This is a genomic window from Maricaulis sp. B-26, assembly GCF_056857855.1.
Window position 1 is genome coordinate 44147 of record NZ_JBSXNX010000020.1, and the last position, 15685, is coordinate 59831.

Here is a 15685-nt window from a genome sequence, read left to right on the forward strand (position 1 = left end):
ACTGCATGCCAAGATCGGAACCCGAGGTAAACTGCGGCAGATCGCGCCGCTTTGAGGATGCCGCGACGCTGTGTATCAGTCTTCGCCGTGCTGACCCCCTCGCTCGATATCTTCCGCATCCAGCCCTACCGGCACTACTGGACCATGCGGCAATTGCTGTCCGCGGCCCGCCAGATGCAGGCGGTTGCGATCGGCTGGCAGGTCTATGACGTCGCCCGCGAGACGCGCTCGATCGAGGAATCCGCCCTGATGCTGGGCTTTGTCGGCCTGGCCCAGTTCGCGCCGGTCTTCTTTCTCTCCCTGCTGGGCGGGCAGGCCGCCGACCGTCTCGATCGCAAGCTGATCCTGATCGTCACCAATCTCATTCGTGTCCTGTGCGCGATCGCGCTGGCGGTCAGTCCCTTCTATTCCGGCCCGGTCACGCTCTGGATCGTGTTTTCCGCCGCCGCCCTGCTCGGCGTCACCCACGCCTTTTCGCCCGCGGCCGCGAGCGCGCTCCTCCCGCGCATCGTGCCGCGCGCCGACATGCGCCAGGCCATCGCCTGGAATTCGCTCGGTTTCCAGGCCGCCGCCATCGGTGGTCCGGCCCTGGGCGGGCTGCTCTATATTCTCGGGCCGACCACGGTCTATCTGGTCAGCGCCGCCATGCTCGTCCTGGCGACGGTCGCCATCGCCACGGCGCGCACGCCGGGCCATGAGAAACTCCACGGCACGCGCGGCTGGGCCATGGTGATCGAGGGGCTGCGCTATGTGCGAGACAACAAGGTGGTGCTCGGCGCCATCTCGCTCGATCTGGTCGTCGTGCTGTTCGGCGGCGTGACCGCCCTGCTCCCGGTCTTCGCCCGCGATGTGCTGCACACGGACACGGTCGGCCTCGGCCTGCTGCGGACCGCGCCGGCCGTCGGCGCGGCGCTGGTCGCCTTCCTGCTCGCCACGCGGCCGCTGACGCGCAGGATCGGCGCCTGGATGCTCGGCGCCATCGCCGTCTACGGCGTGGCGATGATCGGCTTCGCCCTCTCCACCGTGCTGATCCTGTCCATGGTCGCGCTGGCGGTCACGGGCGCAGCGGACATGATCTCGGTCTTCATCCGCCAGTCCATCATCCAGCTGGCCACGCCCATGTCGATGCGCGGACGGGTCTCCTCGGTCGAGTTCATCTTCATCTCCGCCTCCAACGAGCTGGGCGAGTTCGAAAGCGGCGTCGCCGCCCGTTTCCTCGGCCCGATCGGCGCGGTCCTGCTGGGCGGCGGCATGGCGCTGGTCACCGCAGCCGCCTGGTTCAAGCTTTTCCCGCAACTGGCTCATACCGACGAGCTGGATGCGGTGGAAGAAGTCGAACCGGCTGCCCCCCTCGCGCAGGCGGAGGCCGCCGGCCCCGTCAAGCCGGGCTGACCTGCGTCAAACCGCGGCTTTCCCCGCACCGCGGACAGGCGCATGGTGTGACGCAATCAGCCATGGGAAAATGGACGATGAGCTACACCTTCACCAAAACGCTCGACATGCCGATGGATGCTGCCATCGAGAAGGTCACCGAGGCCCTGGCCGAGGCCGGATTCGGCATCCTTACCGAGATCGATGTGAGTACCACGCTCAAGCAGAAGATCGATGTCGATTTCCGGCCCTATCGCATCCTCGGCGCCTGCAATCCGAAACTCGCCCACCAGGCGCTCGAGGCCGAGCCCAATATCGGCGTCATGCTGCCCTGCAATGTGATCGTGCAGGAATACGAGCCGGGCGTGTCCACGGTCTCGGCCGTCGATCCGGTCGCCTCCATGTCCGCCATCGAGAACGAGGCGCTGGGCCGTATTGCGAACGAAGTCCGGGAGATGCTGCAGGGCGTGATCGCGAGCCTCTAGAGGACAGCGCGCCGCGCCTCCGGGCCCAGACGGCGGGCAAGAAAAAACGGCACCCGGGGGGGGCGCCGTTCTTCGCTTCGTCTCGTCGGCGGGCGGCGCGATCAGCGCGGCGCCATCACCATGACCATGAGACGGCCTTCCATCTTCGGCTCGAATTCGACCTTGGCCACTTCGGCGAAGTCTTCCTTGACCCGGTTCATGATATCCATGCCGCGGTCCTGGTGCGCCATTTCGCGGCCGCGGAAGCGGAGCGTGACCTTCACCTTGTCGCCGGCTTCGAAGAAACGCGTCATGGCCTTGGTTTTCACCTGGTAGTCATGCACGTCGATGTTCGGACGCATCTTGATCTCCTTGATCTCGACGGTCTTCTGCTTCTTCTTGGCCTCGGCCTTCTTTTTCTGTTCCTGGTATTTCAGCTTGCCGTAATCGACGATCTTGCAGACGGGCGGATCGGCATTCGGTGAGACCTCGACAAGATCGAGTCCCGCTTCGGACGCTGCTTCGAGCGCCGCTTCAACAGGCATGATGCCTTGCTTCTCGCCATGTTCGTCGATCAGGAGCACCCGCGGTACGCGGATATCCCGGTTGGTGCGCGGACCTTCTTTCTTCGGCGGCTGCGCGTGGTGCGGTCTACGGGCTATGGCCTTGTCTCCTTTGTGGCCCCAAGCTGAAATATAGTAATCGTCCCGGCGGCGCGCGGGATCAAGTCCCAAGCGGGCAAAATCCGCGCCCGATCCGCCAAGAGGCGCGCACTATGGTGAAATGATCACATTTAGCAAGCGTGCGAAGCGGTTCACGCCGCTGCCGGGGCCGCGTTGAAGCCGCCGGCGAAACGCATCGCGGCCAGCGCCTCGTCCGGCGTGACCTGGGCCAGCGTCGTCGCATGCATCAGGATGACCGGGGACTCGCCGCGCGGCGCGATCGGCGCCGGATCGTCCACATTGCCGTAGAGCGCCAGCGCCGGCGCGCCGGAGGCGACGAGTAGGTGAAGAAGCGGCGTATCCTCGCCGAAAATGAAACGCGTATGGCGGGCAAGTCCCGACAATTGCGGCAGTTTCGCCTTGCCGGTGATGTCGCGAGCGCCAGGCGCGACATGCGAGACATGACGTCCCACATCGCGCGTATCCGGGCCGCCGATGACGGCCGGCGTGATGCCTTCCTCGATCAGGGAATGGGCCAGGGCCGCCCATCTTTCCTGCGGCCAGCGCAGGGCCGGCTTCACCGTGTCGCCAGCAGGCGCCAGCAGGGCGAAGGGGCCGTTGAGGCCGAAATATTCCGGATCCAGCATGCGCGACTTCTTGGCCAAGAAGTCGACCCAGCTCGCATCCGGCGCCGGCGCGCTGCCGAGCGGATAATAGGTCGGCCCCGTCCCGAGCACCGCATTGACCTTGCCCGCGACCTCGTCGACCGGATGCTGGCCGGAGGCCGGGTCCGCCGCGATCTCCGTCCACTGACAGCGCGAGAAACGGAAGAGCCGCTTCATCTTGCGCGATTCCGTGTCGCCCACGAGATCGTAGACGCGCGTCGGCTTGGTCACTTTCAGACGCTTGTCGCGCAGTCCCATGAGCGGGCGCGTATCCGGCTTCGCATCGATCTCGATGGCGTTGAAATAGGGACAATGCTTGAGGAAGGACTCGTAGTCCGGCGTCGTCAGCAGGATGATGCGGTCGCGCTTGTGCACCTCGCGCAGCGTCTTCGCGGTCGCCAGCATGCGCACGGTCGAGGCCAGATCGCCCCAGTGCACGATATAGGTAATGTCACGCTGCAGATCGCTCATGGGTCTGAGTGTAGAACCTCGTGATAAACGCGCAAAGTCGAAGCTTGCAGGGATCGCGTCGAAAAATTTTCCCGGATATGAGCTTTGGCGCGATTGCCGATTTGTGCAAGCCCTTCCTTCGAGATCGCCAGCGCGCCCGCGATCGCGGCGGCCAGGGCGGAGGTGTCGCCCGGCGCCACGCGCCAGCCGGTTTCGCTGTGCAGGACGACTTCCCGTGCACCGCCGTGATCGGCTGCGATGACCGGCTTGCCCATCGCGCCGGCCTCGGCCGCCGTGCGCCCGAAGGCTTCCGGTTCGACCGACGGCGTCAGCACGAGATCGCTCAGCGCGATGGCCGCCGGCATGTCTGTGCAATGGCCGACCAGCTTGACCGTCTCTTCCAGCCCGGCTGCCGCGATCAGGCCCTCGAGTTCGGCCACATAGGCGTCGCGCCCCTGGGCGTCGCCGGCCAGAAGCAGTCGCGGAACGCCCTCGCCGCGCGCTTTCATCATGGCGAGCGCCGCGATCGTTTCCCGCTGCCCTTTCCAGGCCGTCAGCCGGCCCGGCAGGAGCAGGATCGGCGCCGGGTCCGAACGGTCCACGCCCCAGGCCTGCGCGAGCGCCTCGATCCGCGCCGCTTCCACCGCGGCCGTGTCGAACCGGTCGAGGTCGACACCGCGCGGAATGACGCGGATGCGCGATACAGCGAAGGGGTGTTCACGGGCGATATGGTCCCGGATGAATTCGGAATTGGCGATCACGCAGGTGCCGCGCGCCATGACGGAATTATACCAGCGCTTGAGCCCGGACCGGGCGTTATAGGTGCCGTGATAGGTGGTCACATATTCTGCGCCGGTCCGCCGGCAGGCCAGCAACGCACTTACGGCCGGCGCGCGAGAGCGGGCATGGACCAGTTCGACGCCTTCCGCGCGGATCAGCTTTTCCAGCCGGCCGGCATTGCGCCAGACGGTGACGGGGTTCTTGCTCTTGAGGGGCATGCGGACCAGCTCTCCGCCGACGGCTTTCAGCTCGTCTTCCAGGCGGCCGCCCTGACTGGCGACCAGCGCACGACCGCCCTCAGCGACGACCGCCTCGGCCACTTCCAGCGTGGTCCGCTCGGCACCGCCGGCCTCGAGCTCCGGAATGACCTGCAGAACAATCATGGATTTGTGTCGGTTACCTGTCCCGCCCCTCGCGCGACTCTTCTTTCACACCTCCCCGAAGAAGACAAACCGGCAGGCGCATTCAGGGTCCGCCGGCCGGGCTTTCGGTTGCGGGGCCCTCGCAATTTTGATAGCTCATCGGGTGTGGCAGGCGCTCCGATGCAATCCCGGAGTGTGCCAGTCCGAGCGGTCGGTGCGCCGCAGCCCGGCCCTGGCCGGTCGGGCGCGGATACAAGCAATACAATCGCACTCGCGGAGAGGCTCGCACGATAACGCGCCCCCGCCGCCGCCCTATGAACCAATATGAGCAGTCTCGCCGGCACGCTATCGCTTGTCGTGTGTTATTTCGCCGGCGGGAGGCGCAACCAGAGGGACGCAGGAATGCGGGCCGCGGCGCGTGTCCGGTTTCCTGTGAACGTGGAATGACAAAAACCGAACTGGATCCCAATCCTGAAGCCCAGGATTTCGGGTCAGATCCGATCGCCAAGCGCGAGACGGACCACTACCAGAAGGAATATATCGAAGGTTTCGTCGACAAGTGGGACGAGCTGATCGACTGGGACGCCCGGGCGGAGAGCGAGGGCCGCTTCTTCATCGACATCCTCAAGGCGCGCGGCAAGACATCCGTCCTGGACGTTGCCGCCGGCACGGGTTTCCACTCCGTCCAGCTGCTCAAGGCCGGGTTCGACGTGACCAGCGCGGACGGCAGTGCCGAAATGCTGGGCAAGGCCTTCGAAAACGCCCGCCAGCAGGGTCTCGTGCTGAATACGGTGCATGCCGACTGGCGCTGGCTGAACAAGGACGTCCACGGCAAGTTCGACGCCATTATCTGCCTGGGCAACTCCTTCACCCACCTCCACGACGAGCAGGATCGCCGGCGCACGCTGGCCGAGTTCTATGCGGCGCTGAAATGGGACGGGATACTCATCCTCGATCACCGGAATTACGACGCCATTCTCGACGGCGGCTTCAGCTCCAAGCACAAATACTATTATTGCGGCGACCAGGTCGTGGCCGAGCCGGACTATATGGACGACGGGCTCGCACGCTTCCGCTACAGCTTCCCGGACGGGGCCGAGTACTATCTCAACATGTTCCCGCTGCGCAAAGCCTATACGCGCCAGCTCCTGACCGATGTCGGCTTCCAGAAAATAAAGACTTTCGGGGACTTCCAGGAAACCTACCAGGAGAATGATCCCGACTTCTTCATCCATGTAGCGGAGAAGATCCAGCCATGAGCGTGACCACGGAAAATCGCCCTGGAGATGACCGCCCGAAGGCGGTGCAGGAGGCGGAAACCTATTACGACAGCGCGCCGGCCGACGCCTTCTACCGGGCAGTCTGGGGCGGCGAGGACATCCATGTCGGCATGTACGAGGCGCCCGACGGCAATATCGCCGAGGCCAGCCGCCGCACGGTCGAGACGATGGCCGGCATGCTCAAGACCATCAGTCCGGACAGCCGCGTGATCGATCTGGGCGCCGGGTTCGGCGGTTCGGCCCGATATCTCGTCGAGCGTTTCGGCTGCCATGTCACCTGCAACAATCTGTCCGAGACCCAGAACGCCCATAACCGGGAACTCACTGCCAAAGCCGGCATGGAGCACCGGATCGACGTGGTCTACGGCAATTTCGAGGCCTTGCCCGACGAGGACGGGAGTTACGACATCGTCTGGTCCCAGGACGCCTTTCTGCATTCCGGTGCCCGCACGCGCGTGCTGGACGAGATCGCGCGGATCCTCAAACCGGGCGGCGAGCTGATCTTCACCGACCCGATGCAGGCCGATGACTGCCCCGAGGGCGTGCTCGACACCATCCTCAAGCGGATCCATCTCGCCGATTTCGGCTCGATCGCCTTCTACCGGGAGGAGCTGGGAAAGCGCGGCTTCGAACCGGTCGATATCAGGCCCATGCCGCAAAACCTCCGGGCGCACTACAATCGCGTCGCCGAGGTATTGCGGGAGCGCCGCGAGGAGATCGTCAAGCTCGCCGGCCAGGACTATGTCGACAGCATGCTGACCGGGCTTTCGCACTGGGTGGACGGCGCCGACAGCGGTTATCTCAACTGGGGCATCCTGCACTTTCGCAAGCGCTGAGGCAGGATGCCAGGGTGTTGGCGATGGACGCGGCGCGCACGGCGTCCTAGCCTTCACCCGTTCCAGTTCCAACGGATGTGTTCCATGCGTCAGACCCTGTCCGCCCTTCTCGTCACCGTACTCGCCGGTGCAGCCGCCGCGCCGGCTCTCGGCCAGACCGAGGCCCTGTATCGGGAAAGCGCCCGCTATCAGGCCTGTATCGGCCTGGCGGAGTCCGATCCGGACTCAGCGCTCGACGAAGCCCAGACCTGGCTGATCGAAGGCGGCGGATGGCCGGCGGAAGTCTGCGAGGCGCGGGCGCTCATCGCCTTGGGTGAATCCGGCGCGGGCGCATCCGCCCTCGCGGCGATCGCCAATCGGGCGCCGGTGGGCATGGTCGCCGCCGAACGCGTCGAACTCCTGACCCTGGCTGGCGAGACCTGGTCCGGGCTCGGTGCGGGTGAAGACGCCCGCAACGCCTTCGACGATGCGCTTACGCTCGACCCCAGGGCGGCCGCGCCGCTTGCCGGCCGGGCCGCACTTTCGCTGCAGGAAGAAGAATGGGCAGCACTGTCCCGGGATGCGAACCAGCTCATCGCCATCGCACCGGAGCGGGCTGACGGCTGGTATTATCGCGGCGAGTACCGCCTGCAGGAAGACGATTACGACGGTGCGTGGGACGATATGAGCACCGCGCGCAGCCATGCGCCCCAGCGCATCGACATCCTGCTCCTGCGCGGCAAGATCAATGAAGCCCGCCGGCTCGCAGCCGCCGCGGACTAACCGCTTCCCTGACCGGTTGCGCGACTAGCCCACCACGCGAAGCTTGACCGGCGCCTCGCCGGGCTGTCGCGCCAGGACCACACGATTGCGCCCGCCATTCTTGGCTTCGTAGAGCGCCTCGTCCGCGCTCTGAAGCAGATCGTCCGCCATATCCAGCGCGCCGCCCGGCACGGCCAGGGCGCAGCCGAGACTGGCCGTCACAGGAATGGGCTGGCCGTCTTCGGCGTGGATGGACAGGGCCGCGACCGCCTCGCGCAACCGCTCTGCCGCGGCCGTCAGTTCGGCCGCATCCACGCCGGGCAAAAGTACTGCGAATTCCTCGCCGCCAAGCCGCCCGAGCATGTCGCGTTCGCCGAGGCAGGCCTGGATGGCACGGACGGTGTCGACGAGCACGCGGTCGCCGGCCGCATGGCCGTGCGTGTCGTTGATGCGCTTGAAATGGTCGAGATCGACCATGACCACACCGAGACGCGCATCCTGTCGGCGGACCTGCTGCACCTGCATGTCGAGATACTGCATGAAGGCGCGCCGGTTGGCCGCGCCGGTGAGCGCGTCGGTCTCGGCCAGACGCCGGAATTGCTGCTGCATGCGCACCAGGCGCGACGCGGCGCGAAGACGGGCCCGCAGCTCGGTCATGTTGACCGGCTTGCGGATGAAATCATCGGCGCCGGCATCGAGGGATTCCTCGAGACGCCGGTCGTCGCCGGAAGCCGTGATGACGATGGTGTAGATGGACTCGGTTCCCGCGGACGCTTTCAGGGACCAGCAGGCTTCCAGCCCGCTCATCTCGCCTACCTCGATCCCGGTCACGAAAATATCGACCGGGACAAGATCGAGGATGGCGAGCGCCTCCTTCGCATTGCTGGCCGTCTGCACGATATAGCCGGCTTCGCGCACGGCTTCGCTCAGAATGCGCAATTGCACCTGGCTGCTTTCGCAGATCAGAACGGACACCCGATCCGTATCGCTTGCGTCGACCACCACGTCAGTTCCCCCACCTCGCGGTTCGAAGCCGCGTTAATAGGAGAAATTCGCTAATATACTATCAATCTCACGGCGCGTTTTCAGCGAGATGCACCCATTCACGGCGCACCTCGGCGTCCGGCTCGGCCTCCGCCCGGCTCGACGCCATGTCCGCAGCCTCCTCCGGCGCCAGACGCGACAGGGCCCAGACCGCCATGGCACGCACCTGGGGCGCCCCGTCCGTGAGGCGCGTGCGGACCGTCTCCAGCAGGCTCTCATCGCCGGAATTGCCGATCGCGATCAGCACGTTTCGCACGAAACGGTCGCGCCCGATCCGCTTGACCGGTGAGGCTGTGAAGACTTGCCGGAAGCCCGCATCGTCCAGGGCGGCGAGTTCAGACAGGAGCGGCCCCTTCAGCTCGACGCGCGGATGGAAGGCCATTTCCGCACTCGTCTCGGCAAACTTGTTCCACGGACACACGGCGAGGCAGTCGTCGCAGCCATAGATGCGATTGCCCATCGCGGCGCGGAATTCGCGCGGAATGGCGCCCTTGTGCTCAATGGTGAGGTAGGAAATGCAGCGCCGCGCATCGATCTGGTAGGGCGCCGGAAACGCATCGGTCGGGCAAATGTCCAGACAGGCCCGGCAGGAGCCGCAATGATCGGTCTCCGGCGCGTCCGGCTCGAGTTCGGCCGTGGTCAGCATGACGCCGAGAAAGAGCCAGGAGCCGTGCTCACGGCTGACCAGATTGGTGTGTTTGCCCTGCCAGCCGAGACCCGCCTTGGCCGCCAACGGCTTTTCCATCAACGGGGCGGTATCGACGAAGACCTTCACATCCTCGCCCGTCGCCTCGACGAAGGCCCGGGCCAGCCGCTTGAGGCGCTTCTTGATCAGGTCGTGATAGTCATTGTTCTGTGCATAGCAGGAGATCACGCCCTCGGACTTGCGCTCCAGCAGCGGCAAGGGATCGGCCTCGGGCCCGTAATTCAGCCCGACCACGACCGCCGATTTCGCCTCCGGCCACATCGCCGTCGGGTGCTGACGCCGTTCCAGCGTGTCTTCCATCCACCCCATCGAGCCATGGCGGCCCGCCGACACGAATTCGGCCAGCCGCTCGCCCGCCGCCCACGCCTCGTCGGCCCGGCAGACGCGCAGCGTGGTGAAGCCGATTTCGGCGGCGAGAGCGATAAGCTCGCCCGGCGTCATGAATGCCTCCTAGAGCTGGCTGGCGATCGCCATGCGGCGTTGCTGGACGCCATCGCGTTCCTCTTCGTAGCCGATGAGGTGTTCGACCCAATCGAAGACCGCGTCCGAACCGCGTGCCTCGATATCGCCGATAAGCGAGCGGTGCAGGCCGAGGCCGCGCCGTTCCGCTGCATAGCTTTCGACATAGGTTTCCAGCATGTCCAGCAGGATGGTCCGGATCCGTTCCTCCTCGCTGGACCCCGTGCTCATGAGCATTACCTGCGCGCGCATCGTCCGGTACTGGCGTTCGCTCTCGTCCAGATGAGCCTCGACGCTGGCCGCATTGTCGGCAAAGGTGACAGCCGGGTCGGAGACGGCGAAGGCCGAGGGCTCGTCTCCAAAGGCCTGGCGGCCCAGCTCGAGTGCGATGACGATCGAGTCGAGATTGGTCGCGGTCGCCAGGGACAGGCCGTATTGCGGATGTTCCGCCTCGGCCAGTTCCGCGGTCAGGCGCAGATAGCGGGCCTGGCCCGCATAATATTCCTGCAGGGCCGCATAGCGGGCCGCATAGATGGCGTCGTCATTCTCCGGTTCTCCGGCGAAATCGCGGCGGGCGGCCGCTTCGGCCTGATCCACCAGTTCGTTCACGGCCGCGACGGTGTCATGCAGGGAGCTCACCATTGCCCCGACAGCCGGTGCGAGCCGTTCGGGCACGGCGGCCGGCCCGGAGGACAGGCGCGCGACCTCGGCCTCGATGGCCAGGAGTTCCGCGTCGATGAGATTGCGCCAGGTGGCCAGTTCCGCCTCGCCGGCTTCGACATCGATTTCGCCATCCCGCACGCGCACGCCGACGATATCGGCATCGAAGACCGAATCCAGCAGGCCCAGCGCTCGCTGGGTGACCTGGTTCACCTCCATCGACCAGCCGAGAAAGGCCCGGGTCTCGTCGAGTTCGGTCTGGGCAGTCGCACCGAAGGGCAGGACGAAAAACAGAAGAAAAACAGTAAAGATACGCCGCATAATTCCCCCCAGCGGTCAGAAATCCAGGTCCGCATAATGCGCAGACGGTTGCGAGCCCGGCAATTTGTCCAGGAGCAGGCCGCGGAAGGCCGGGCGGCATTTGACGCGCTGATACCAGTGCTTCACCGGTTCGAACTCGTCCCAGGGCACATCGCCGAGATAGTCGGCACAGGAGAGATGCGCGGCCGCCGCGATATCGGCCAGCGTATAGCGCGGCCCAGCCAGCCCGTCCCGGCTTTCCAGAAGCCAGGCCATGTGATCGAGATGCCAGCGCAGATGCTCACGGCCGGCACGGATCGCGGCCGGATCGGGAGCCCCCAGTCCCTGCACGCGCTTTTCCAGCTTTTCGTGCAGGAGATAGGCATTGACCTCGCCGTCATACTTGCGGTCGAACCAGTCCATCAGCCGGCGCGCCTCGGCCCGCTCCGCCGGACCGCCCGGCAGCAGACAGGGGCTGGGCGTGGTCTCCTCGAGATATTCCAGGATGGCGCGGCATTCCACGATCACGCGCTCGCCGCCGCCCGAGGTATCGACCAGGACGGGCGTCGCACCGGACGGGTTCAGCGCCAGCAGCGTATCGGGATGCTCCCAGGGCTCCTCGATCACCTCCTTGTGGCGCAGCGACTTCTCGTCGAGCACCAGCCGCACCTGGCGGGAGAAGGGGTCGAGTGGCCAATGATGCAGGGTGCGCATGGCGGAACGCTATCCTCGCTTTGCGGCGCATTTGCGGTTCATGCCGGATTCTCTTCCGCAGAAAAGAATTCCGTCCCGTGCGGCTCGGCAACGCCGTGCGGATCGGCATGAATGAGAATGTCAGCCGCCGGGAAAGCGTCCAGAAGCCGCCGCTCGCACTTGACGAGAATACGATGGGCATCCTGGAGCTTGAGATCCGGATCGAGCGCCATGTGGAACTGGATGTGGACCAGTGGTCCCGAGGCCCGCGTCCGCAGCTCGTGCATGTCCAGAATGCGCGGATCGGACAGGACGATGTCGCGGATCTGCTCCCGGTCCGCATCGTCGAGCTCCTGGTCCATCAATTGCGCCGCCGCACCGCGCGCCACGCCCCAGGCGGTCCAGCCCAGCCAGGCCGCCACAGCCAGCGCCGCCGCTGCATCCAGCCAGAGCCAGCCCATCATGGTGGCGCCGGCAATGCCGATCATCACCGCCACATTGGCGCCGAGATCGGAGAAATAGTGGGCCCGGTCGCCCTCGACCGCGATCGAGCCGGTCTTCTCCAGCGCGCGGGTCTGAACCCAGACCAGGACGAGTGTGAGGGCGATGGACAGCGCCATCACGCCCAGCGCCCAGCCGCCCGCCTGGATCGGCACCGGATTGATGATGTGTGAAATGCCCTCGCGCAGCAGGAGTGCGGCCGAGGCCGCCACGAAAATGGCCTGCATGATCCCGGCGAAGGCCTCAGCCTTGCCGTGCCCGTAACGGTGTTCGGCGTCCGCCGGCTCGGCGGCATAGCGCACCGAGAAGTACACGGTCAGCGATGCGGTCAGATCGAGCAGGCTGTCGGCCATGGAGGCGAGCAGTGCGACCGAGCCGGACATCCACCAGACGATGGCCTTGGTCAGAGTCAGGATCACCGCAACCGCCACGGAGGCGCGCGTCGCCCGGCCCGTATGGCGAGCGGCTTCCTCCGGGGAGAGACGTCCCGGTCCGGCGTGACTTGCGTGATCGTGCGGCATGGCAGCTTATCCCTTCCCGCCCGGTGTGAGCCAGACCGGTTTAGGTTGCTCCGTGAAGGGCCGTCAATCGGCCTTGGAACCACGGAGACAGGTTTCGATCCAGTTCAGCGCCGCCCGAAGGTCGACCCCGGTCGCCACCTGCAGCGGCCGTCCCTGAGGCGAGGGCGACAACAGGCCGGGGAAACCCTGTTGCGTGTCGAGCTCGAGATCATGCCGGGCGACCGAAAATATCTCATCGCCCGCGACCGCCAGCGCGACAGCGAGGGCGTCGTGCGGGTAACAACCGTCAATGCCCTCGCGCTCGAGATAGAAGTCCATGTAATGCGTATGCGCGCGGCGCAGGAAGCGGGTCAGGCCGGAGCCCGTCTCCTTCGCGATGCGGGCGAGCCGGGCCCGGCGCAGGACGACGCGGCGGCAAGTATCCAGCGGCAGGATGAGAAGCCGGGGCGCCTGGGCCAGCACGCCGCGCGTGGCCTCGAGGTCCGAGGAGAAATTGAACTCCGCATCGCCGCGTCGCGGACGCGGGATACTCAGTGTGCCGCCCATGCAGACGATCCCGCCGAGGCGGTCGAAGGCCCCTGGATGGCGCGACAGCGCGACTGCAAGATGGGTCAGCGGCCCGATACAGACGAGGCGCCCCTCCGGTCCGGCTTCCCGTGCGAACGTGGCCAGCCGGTGCGCGGTCTCCTCGGGATGCGCCTCCAGCACGACCTGTTCCTCGAACGGCAATTCGTGCTGGGCCGTGGCACCGCCCAGCCCGTCCGGACCATGCACGGTCCGGGCATCGCGCCAGGTCCCGACCAGCGGCCGGGTCGCGCCGACCCAGACCGGGCATGCGGGGCCGGGGAAAAAGGACTGGACCAGCGCCGCATTGCGCGCGGCCCGGCGCGGCGCGACATTGCCGAACACGGCCGATATCCCGACCAGCTCCACATCCGGCGCGGCCAGCGCGCAGGCAATGGCGAGCGCGTCGTCCACCCCGCCATCCGTGTCGATCCACAGTTTCAAGCCGTGCTGCCTTTCGCTCCGGCGCCGACATTGCCCTCTGGCCATCCCGGCGGAAGTGCAGGAGGATGCCCCGATCCACCGACCAGCCGCAATCGTGTCATGACCCTGATCCAGTTCGTCGTTCTCGCCCTCGTTCAGGGTATCACGGAGTTTCTTCCGATCAGCTCCTCCGCGCATCTCATCCTTGCGCCCGATGTGCTGGGAACGGCCGATCAGGGTCCGCTGATCGACGTCATGGCCCATGGCGGCTCGCTGCTCGCCGTCCTCGTCTATTTCTGGCGGGATATCCGCGACGTTGCGATCGGCAAGTTCGCCCTGCTGCGCGGGCGCATCACGCCGGGTGGACGCATCGCCCTGCTCGTCGCCGTCTCGCTGCCGCCCGTCCTGCTGGCCGGCGGCGCGCTCTATGCGACGGGCTGGGTCGACGCCCTGCGCTCGCCCTGGGTAATCGCCATTGCCACGCTCGTCTTCGCCCTGCCGCTCTGGCTGGCGGACCGCTATGGCCGCAATACGCAGTCGGTCGAGACGATGGGTTTTCGCGATGCCGCCCTGATCGGCGTGGCGCAGGCTTTCGCGCTCATTCCCGGCGCCTCGCGCTCGGGCGTGACCATGACCGCAGGCCGCGCGCTCGGCCTGACGCGCTCGCAGAGCGCCCGCTTTTCCATGCTGATGGCGATCCCGGTCATCGCCGGCTTCGCCCTGGTCTCGCTGATCGAGCTGGCCCGGGCGGATACGGCCGGCGCGGCCCTCGGCGACGGGCTGATCGTCGCCGGCCTGTCATTCCTCGCCGCCTGGGCGGCCATCGCCGTTCTGATGAAGCTGGTCGACCGGATCGGCTTCCTGCCCTTCGTGGTCTACCGGATCGCGCTGGGGCTGGGGCTGATCGCGCTGCTCACACTGTCCTGACCGGGCCGCAGCGCCGGACAGATATCAGATGTGCGATTCTTCGTGGAACTGGCCGTAGCGGCGGTAGCGCACAAGGTAGGACGGCACCACCGCATCGACGGTTTCGCCCTCGATACCGAGATCGGCCAGCGTTTTGGCGCCGTCCGACACGACATTGTCGCGCTGCAGCTGGGTGAGCTGATCGCGCGTGATCACCGGCTGGATCAACGGCAAGACCGCAGCCATCTCGGAGAGCATAGCGATGACCCGGGCAATGGCCCAGGGCAGCGGCAGGAGCAGACGCGGACGATCGATCTCGTCCAGAATGAAGCGCATCAGCTCGGCGAAGGTGTAGATGCCGGGCCCGCCGAGCTCATAGGTCTCGCCGGCCGCGTCCGGGGACTCGATCGCGGCGAGCACCGCCTTGGCCACATCGCCCACGAAGACCGGCTGGAAGCGGGTCTTGCCGCCGCCGAAGAGCGGCAGGGCCGGCACGAAGCGCGCCATGTCGGCGAAGCGGTTGAAGAAGCTGTCTTCCGTCCCGAACACGATGGACGGGCGCAGAATGGTCGCGCTCGGCAGCGTCTCGCGCACCGCGGCCTCGCCGCCGGCCTTGGTCCGGGCATAGCGCGACGGACTCTCGGCATCGGCGCCTATTGCCGAGATCTGAACTAGTTTCTCGATACCGGCATCCCGGGCGGCCTCGGCCACGATGCGGGCGCCCTGGGCATGCAGGCGGGTGAAGGTCTGACGGCCGCTCTCATTGAGCACGCCGACCAGATTGACGACGCCGCTGGCGCCTTCGACGGCGCGTGCGACAGAGGACGGGACCCGCAGATTGGCCTGGACCAGCTGGACCTGTCCGACGACGCCCATCACGCGAACGTCCTGGGCCAGGTGCGGCCGCCGGGAGGCGACACGGACACGATAGCCGGCTTTCGCCAGGGCCCGGACCACATGGCGGCCTACGAAGCCGGAGCCGCCGAATACGGTGATGATTTCGTCACGGAGCATCGCTGTCATCCTCAACGTGGAATGTGTTGCGCCCGGATAGACCAAAAAACCGCGCGCCTGTCCATGAGACAATGCGCCTGCCTGCGGGGCGGAGCGCGATGCTGCGCCCGGTGATGCATCTCATGCAAGGAGGACGTTGACACGACCGGGCTGCTCTTTTACCTACCGCGCCTCTGACACCTGCCCAGGTGGCGGAATTGGTAGACGCGCTGGCTTCAGGTGCCAGTGGCCGCAAGGCCGTGGAAGTTCGAGTCTTCTCCTGGGCACCATACTTCTCCCCCGA

Annotated in this window: 16 protein-coding genes and 1 tRNA gene; 7 read left to right on the forward strand and 10 right to left on the reverse strand. The window is 66.2% G+C overall.

The window, feature by feature from the left end; translation table 11 throughout:
• Nucleotides 1-57: 57 nt before the first annotated feature.
• Entirely contained in the window at nucleotides 58-1392 is a 1335-nt protein-coding gene (locus AC13HB_RS06780) for an MFS transporter (protein WP_482948981.1), read from the forward strand.
• A gap of 77 nt (nucleotides 1393-1469) precedes the next feature.
• A complete protein-coding gene (locus AC13HB_RS06785; RefSeq protein WP_482948982.1) occupies nucleotides 1470-1856 on the forward strand; it encodes a DUF302 domain-containing protein in 387 nt (128 codons plus the stop codon).
• Between the two features lie 101 nt (nucleotides 1857-1957).
• Here the strand turns inward: AC13HB_RS06785 and infC are convergent, their stop codons facing one another.
• The 3 genes from infC to AC13HB_RS06800 form a co-directional block, all read right to left on the reverse strand.
• A complete protein-coding gene (gene infC / locus AC13HB_RS06790) occupies nucleotides 1958-2497 on the reverse strand; it encodes a translation initiation factor IF-3 (protein WP_482949177.1) in 540 nt (179 codons plus the stop codon).
• A gap of 152 nt (nucleotides 2498-2649) precedes the next feature.
• Nucleotides 2650-3633: a glycosyltransferase family 9 protein gene (locus tag AC13HB_RS06795; protein WP_482948983.1), complete on the reverse strand. Its 984-nt coding sequence runs from the start codon at nucleotides 3631-3633 to the stop codon at nucleotides 2650-2652.
• Nucleotides 3630-4775, reverse strand: coding sequence for a glycosyltransferase family 4 protein (locus AC13HB_RS06800; protein WP_482948984.1), 1146 nt, complete (start codon nucleotides 4773-4775; stop codon nucleotides 3630-3632). Before AC13HB_RS06800 ends, AC13HB_RS06795 begins: the two co-directional genes overlap by 4 nt.
• Nucleotides 4776-5197: 422 nt before the next feature.
• On the opposite strand from AC13HB_RS06800, the gene AC13HB_RS06805 reads away from it, so the two are divergent.
• The 3 genes from AC13HB_RS06805 (at nucleotide 5198) to AC13HB_RS06815 (ending at nucleotide 7632) form a co-directional block, all read left to right on the forward strand.
• Nucleotides 5198-6013 carry a glycine/sarcosine N-methyltransferase gene (locus AC13HB_RS06805; RefSeq protein WP_482948985.1) on the forward strand — a complete coding sequence of 272 codons (816 nt, stop codon included), beginning with the start codon at nucleotides 5198-5200 and terminating at the stop codon, nucleotides 6011-6013.
• On the forward strand, nucleotides 6010-6870 hold the full coding sequence (locus tag AC13HB_RS06810; protein ID WP_482948986.1) for an SAM-dependent methyltransferase: 861 nt from the start codon (nucleotides 6010-6012) through the stop codon (nucleotides 6868-6870). Before AC13HB_RS06805 ends, AC13HB_RS06810 begins: the two co-directional genes overlap by 4 nt.
• Before the next feature lie 84 nt (nucleotides 6871-6954).
• Nucleotides 6955-7632, forward strand: a complete 678-nt coding sequence (locus AC13HB_RS06815; protein ID WP_482948987.1) for a hypothetical protein — start codon at nucleotides 6955-6957, stop codon at nucleotides 7630-7632.
• A gap of 24 nt (nucleotides 7633-7656) precedes the next feature.
• On the opposite strand, the gene AC13HB_RS06820 is transcribed toward AC13HB_RS06815, so the two are convergent.
• The 6 genes from AC13HB_RS06820 to AC13HB_RS06845 form a co-directional block, all read right to left on the reverse strand.
• Nucleotides 7657-8616 (reverse strand): GGDEF domain-containing response regulator, encoded by a 960-nt coding sequence (locus AC13HB_RS06820; RefSeq protein ID WP_482948988.1) that lies wholly within the window; start codon nucleotides 8614-8616, stop codon nucleotides 7657-7659.
• Between the two features lie 67 nt (nucleotides 8617-8683).
• Entirely contained in the window at nucleotides 8684-9802 is a 1119-nt protein-coding gene (gene queG / locus AC13HB_RS06825) for a tRNA epoxyqueuosine(34) reductase QueG (RefSeq protein ID WP_482948989.1), read from the reverse strand.
• A gap of 9 nt (nucleotides 9803-9811) precedes the next feature.
• Nucleotides 9812-10801 (reverse strand): hypothetical protein, encoded by a 990-nt coding sequence (locus AC13HB_RS06830; protein ID WP_482948990.1) that lies wholly within the window; start codon nucleotides 10799-10801, stop codon nucleotides 9812-9814.
• A gap of 15 nt (nucleotides 10802-10816) precedes the next feature.
• Complete coding sequence (gene fzlA / locus AC13HB_RS06835; protein ID WP_482948991.1) at nucleotides 10817-11494, reverse strand: FtsZ-binding protein FzlA; 678 nt, start codon at nucleotides 11492-11494, stop codon at nucleotides 10817-10819.
• Nucleotides 11495-11532: 38 nt separating this feature from the next.
• Nucleotides 11533-12495: a cation diffusion facilitator family transporter gene (locus AC13HB_RS06840; RefSeq protein WP_482948992.1), complete on the reverse strand. Its 963-nt coding sequence runs from the start codon at nucleotides 12493-12495 to the stop codon at nucleotides 11533-11535.
• A gap of 63 nt (nucleotides 12496-12558) precedes the next feature.
• Nucleotides 12559-13503, reverse strand: coding sequence for a nucleoside hydrolase (locus tag AC13HB_RS06845; RefSeq protein WP_482948993.1), 945 nt, complete (start codon nucleotides 13501-13503; stop codon nucleotides 12559-12561).
• 99 nt (nucleotides 13504-13602) lie between these two features.
• On the opposite strand from AC13HB_RS06845, the gene AC13HB_RS06850 reads away from it, so the two are divergent.
• Entirely contained in the window at nucleotides 13603-14409 is an 807-nt protein-coding gene (locus tag AC13HB_RS06850) for an undecaprenyl-diphosphate phosphatase (protein ID WP_482948994.1), read from the forward strand.
• A gap of 24 nt (nucleotides 14410-14433) precedes the next feature.
• Here AC13HB_RS06850 and AC13HB_RS06855 read toward each other — a convergent pair whose 3' ends face one another.
• Nucleotides 14434-15402: a complex I NDUFA9 subunit family protein gene (locus tag AC13HB_RS06855; RefSeq protein ID WP_482948995.1), complete on the reverse strand. Its 969-nt coding sequence runs from the start codon at nucleotides 15400-15402 to the stop codon at nucleotides 14434-14436.
• A 182-nt stretch (nucleotides 15403-15584) separates the two neighbouring features.
• On the opposite strand from AC13HB_RS06855, the gene AC13HB_RS06860 reads away from it, so the two are divergent.
• Nucleotides 15585-15671 (forward strand) — tRNA-Leu (locus AC13HB_RS06860).
• Nucleotides 15672-15685 lie beyond the last annotated feature (14 nt).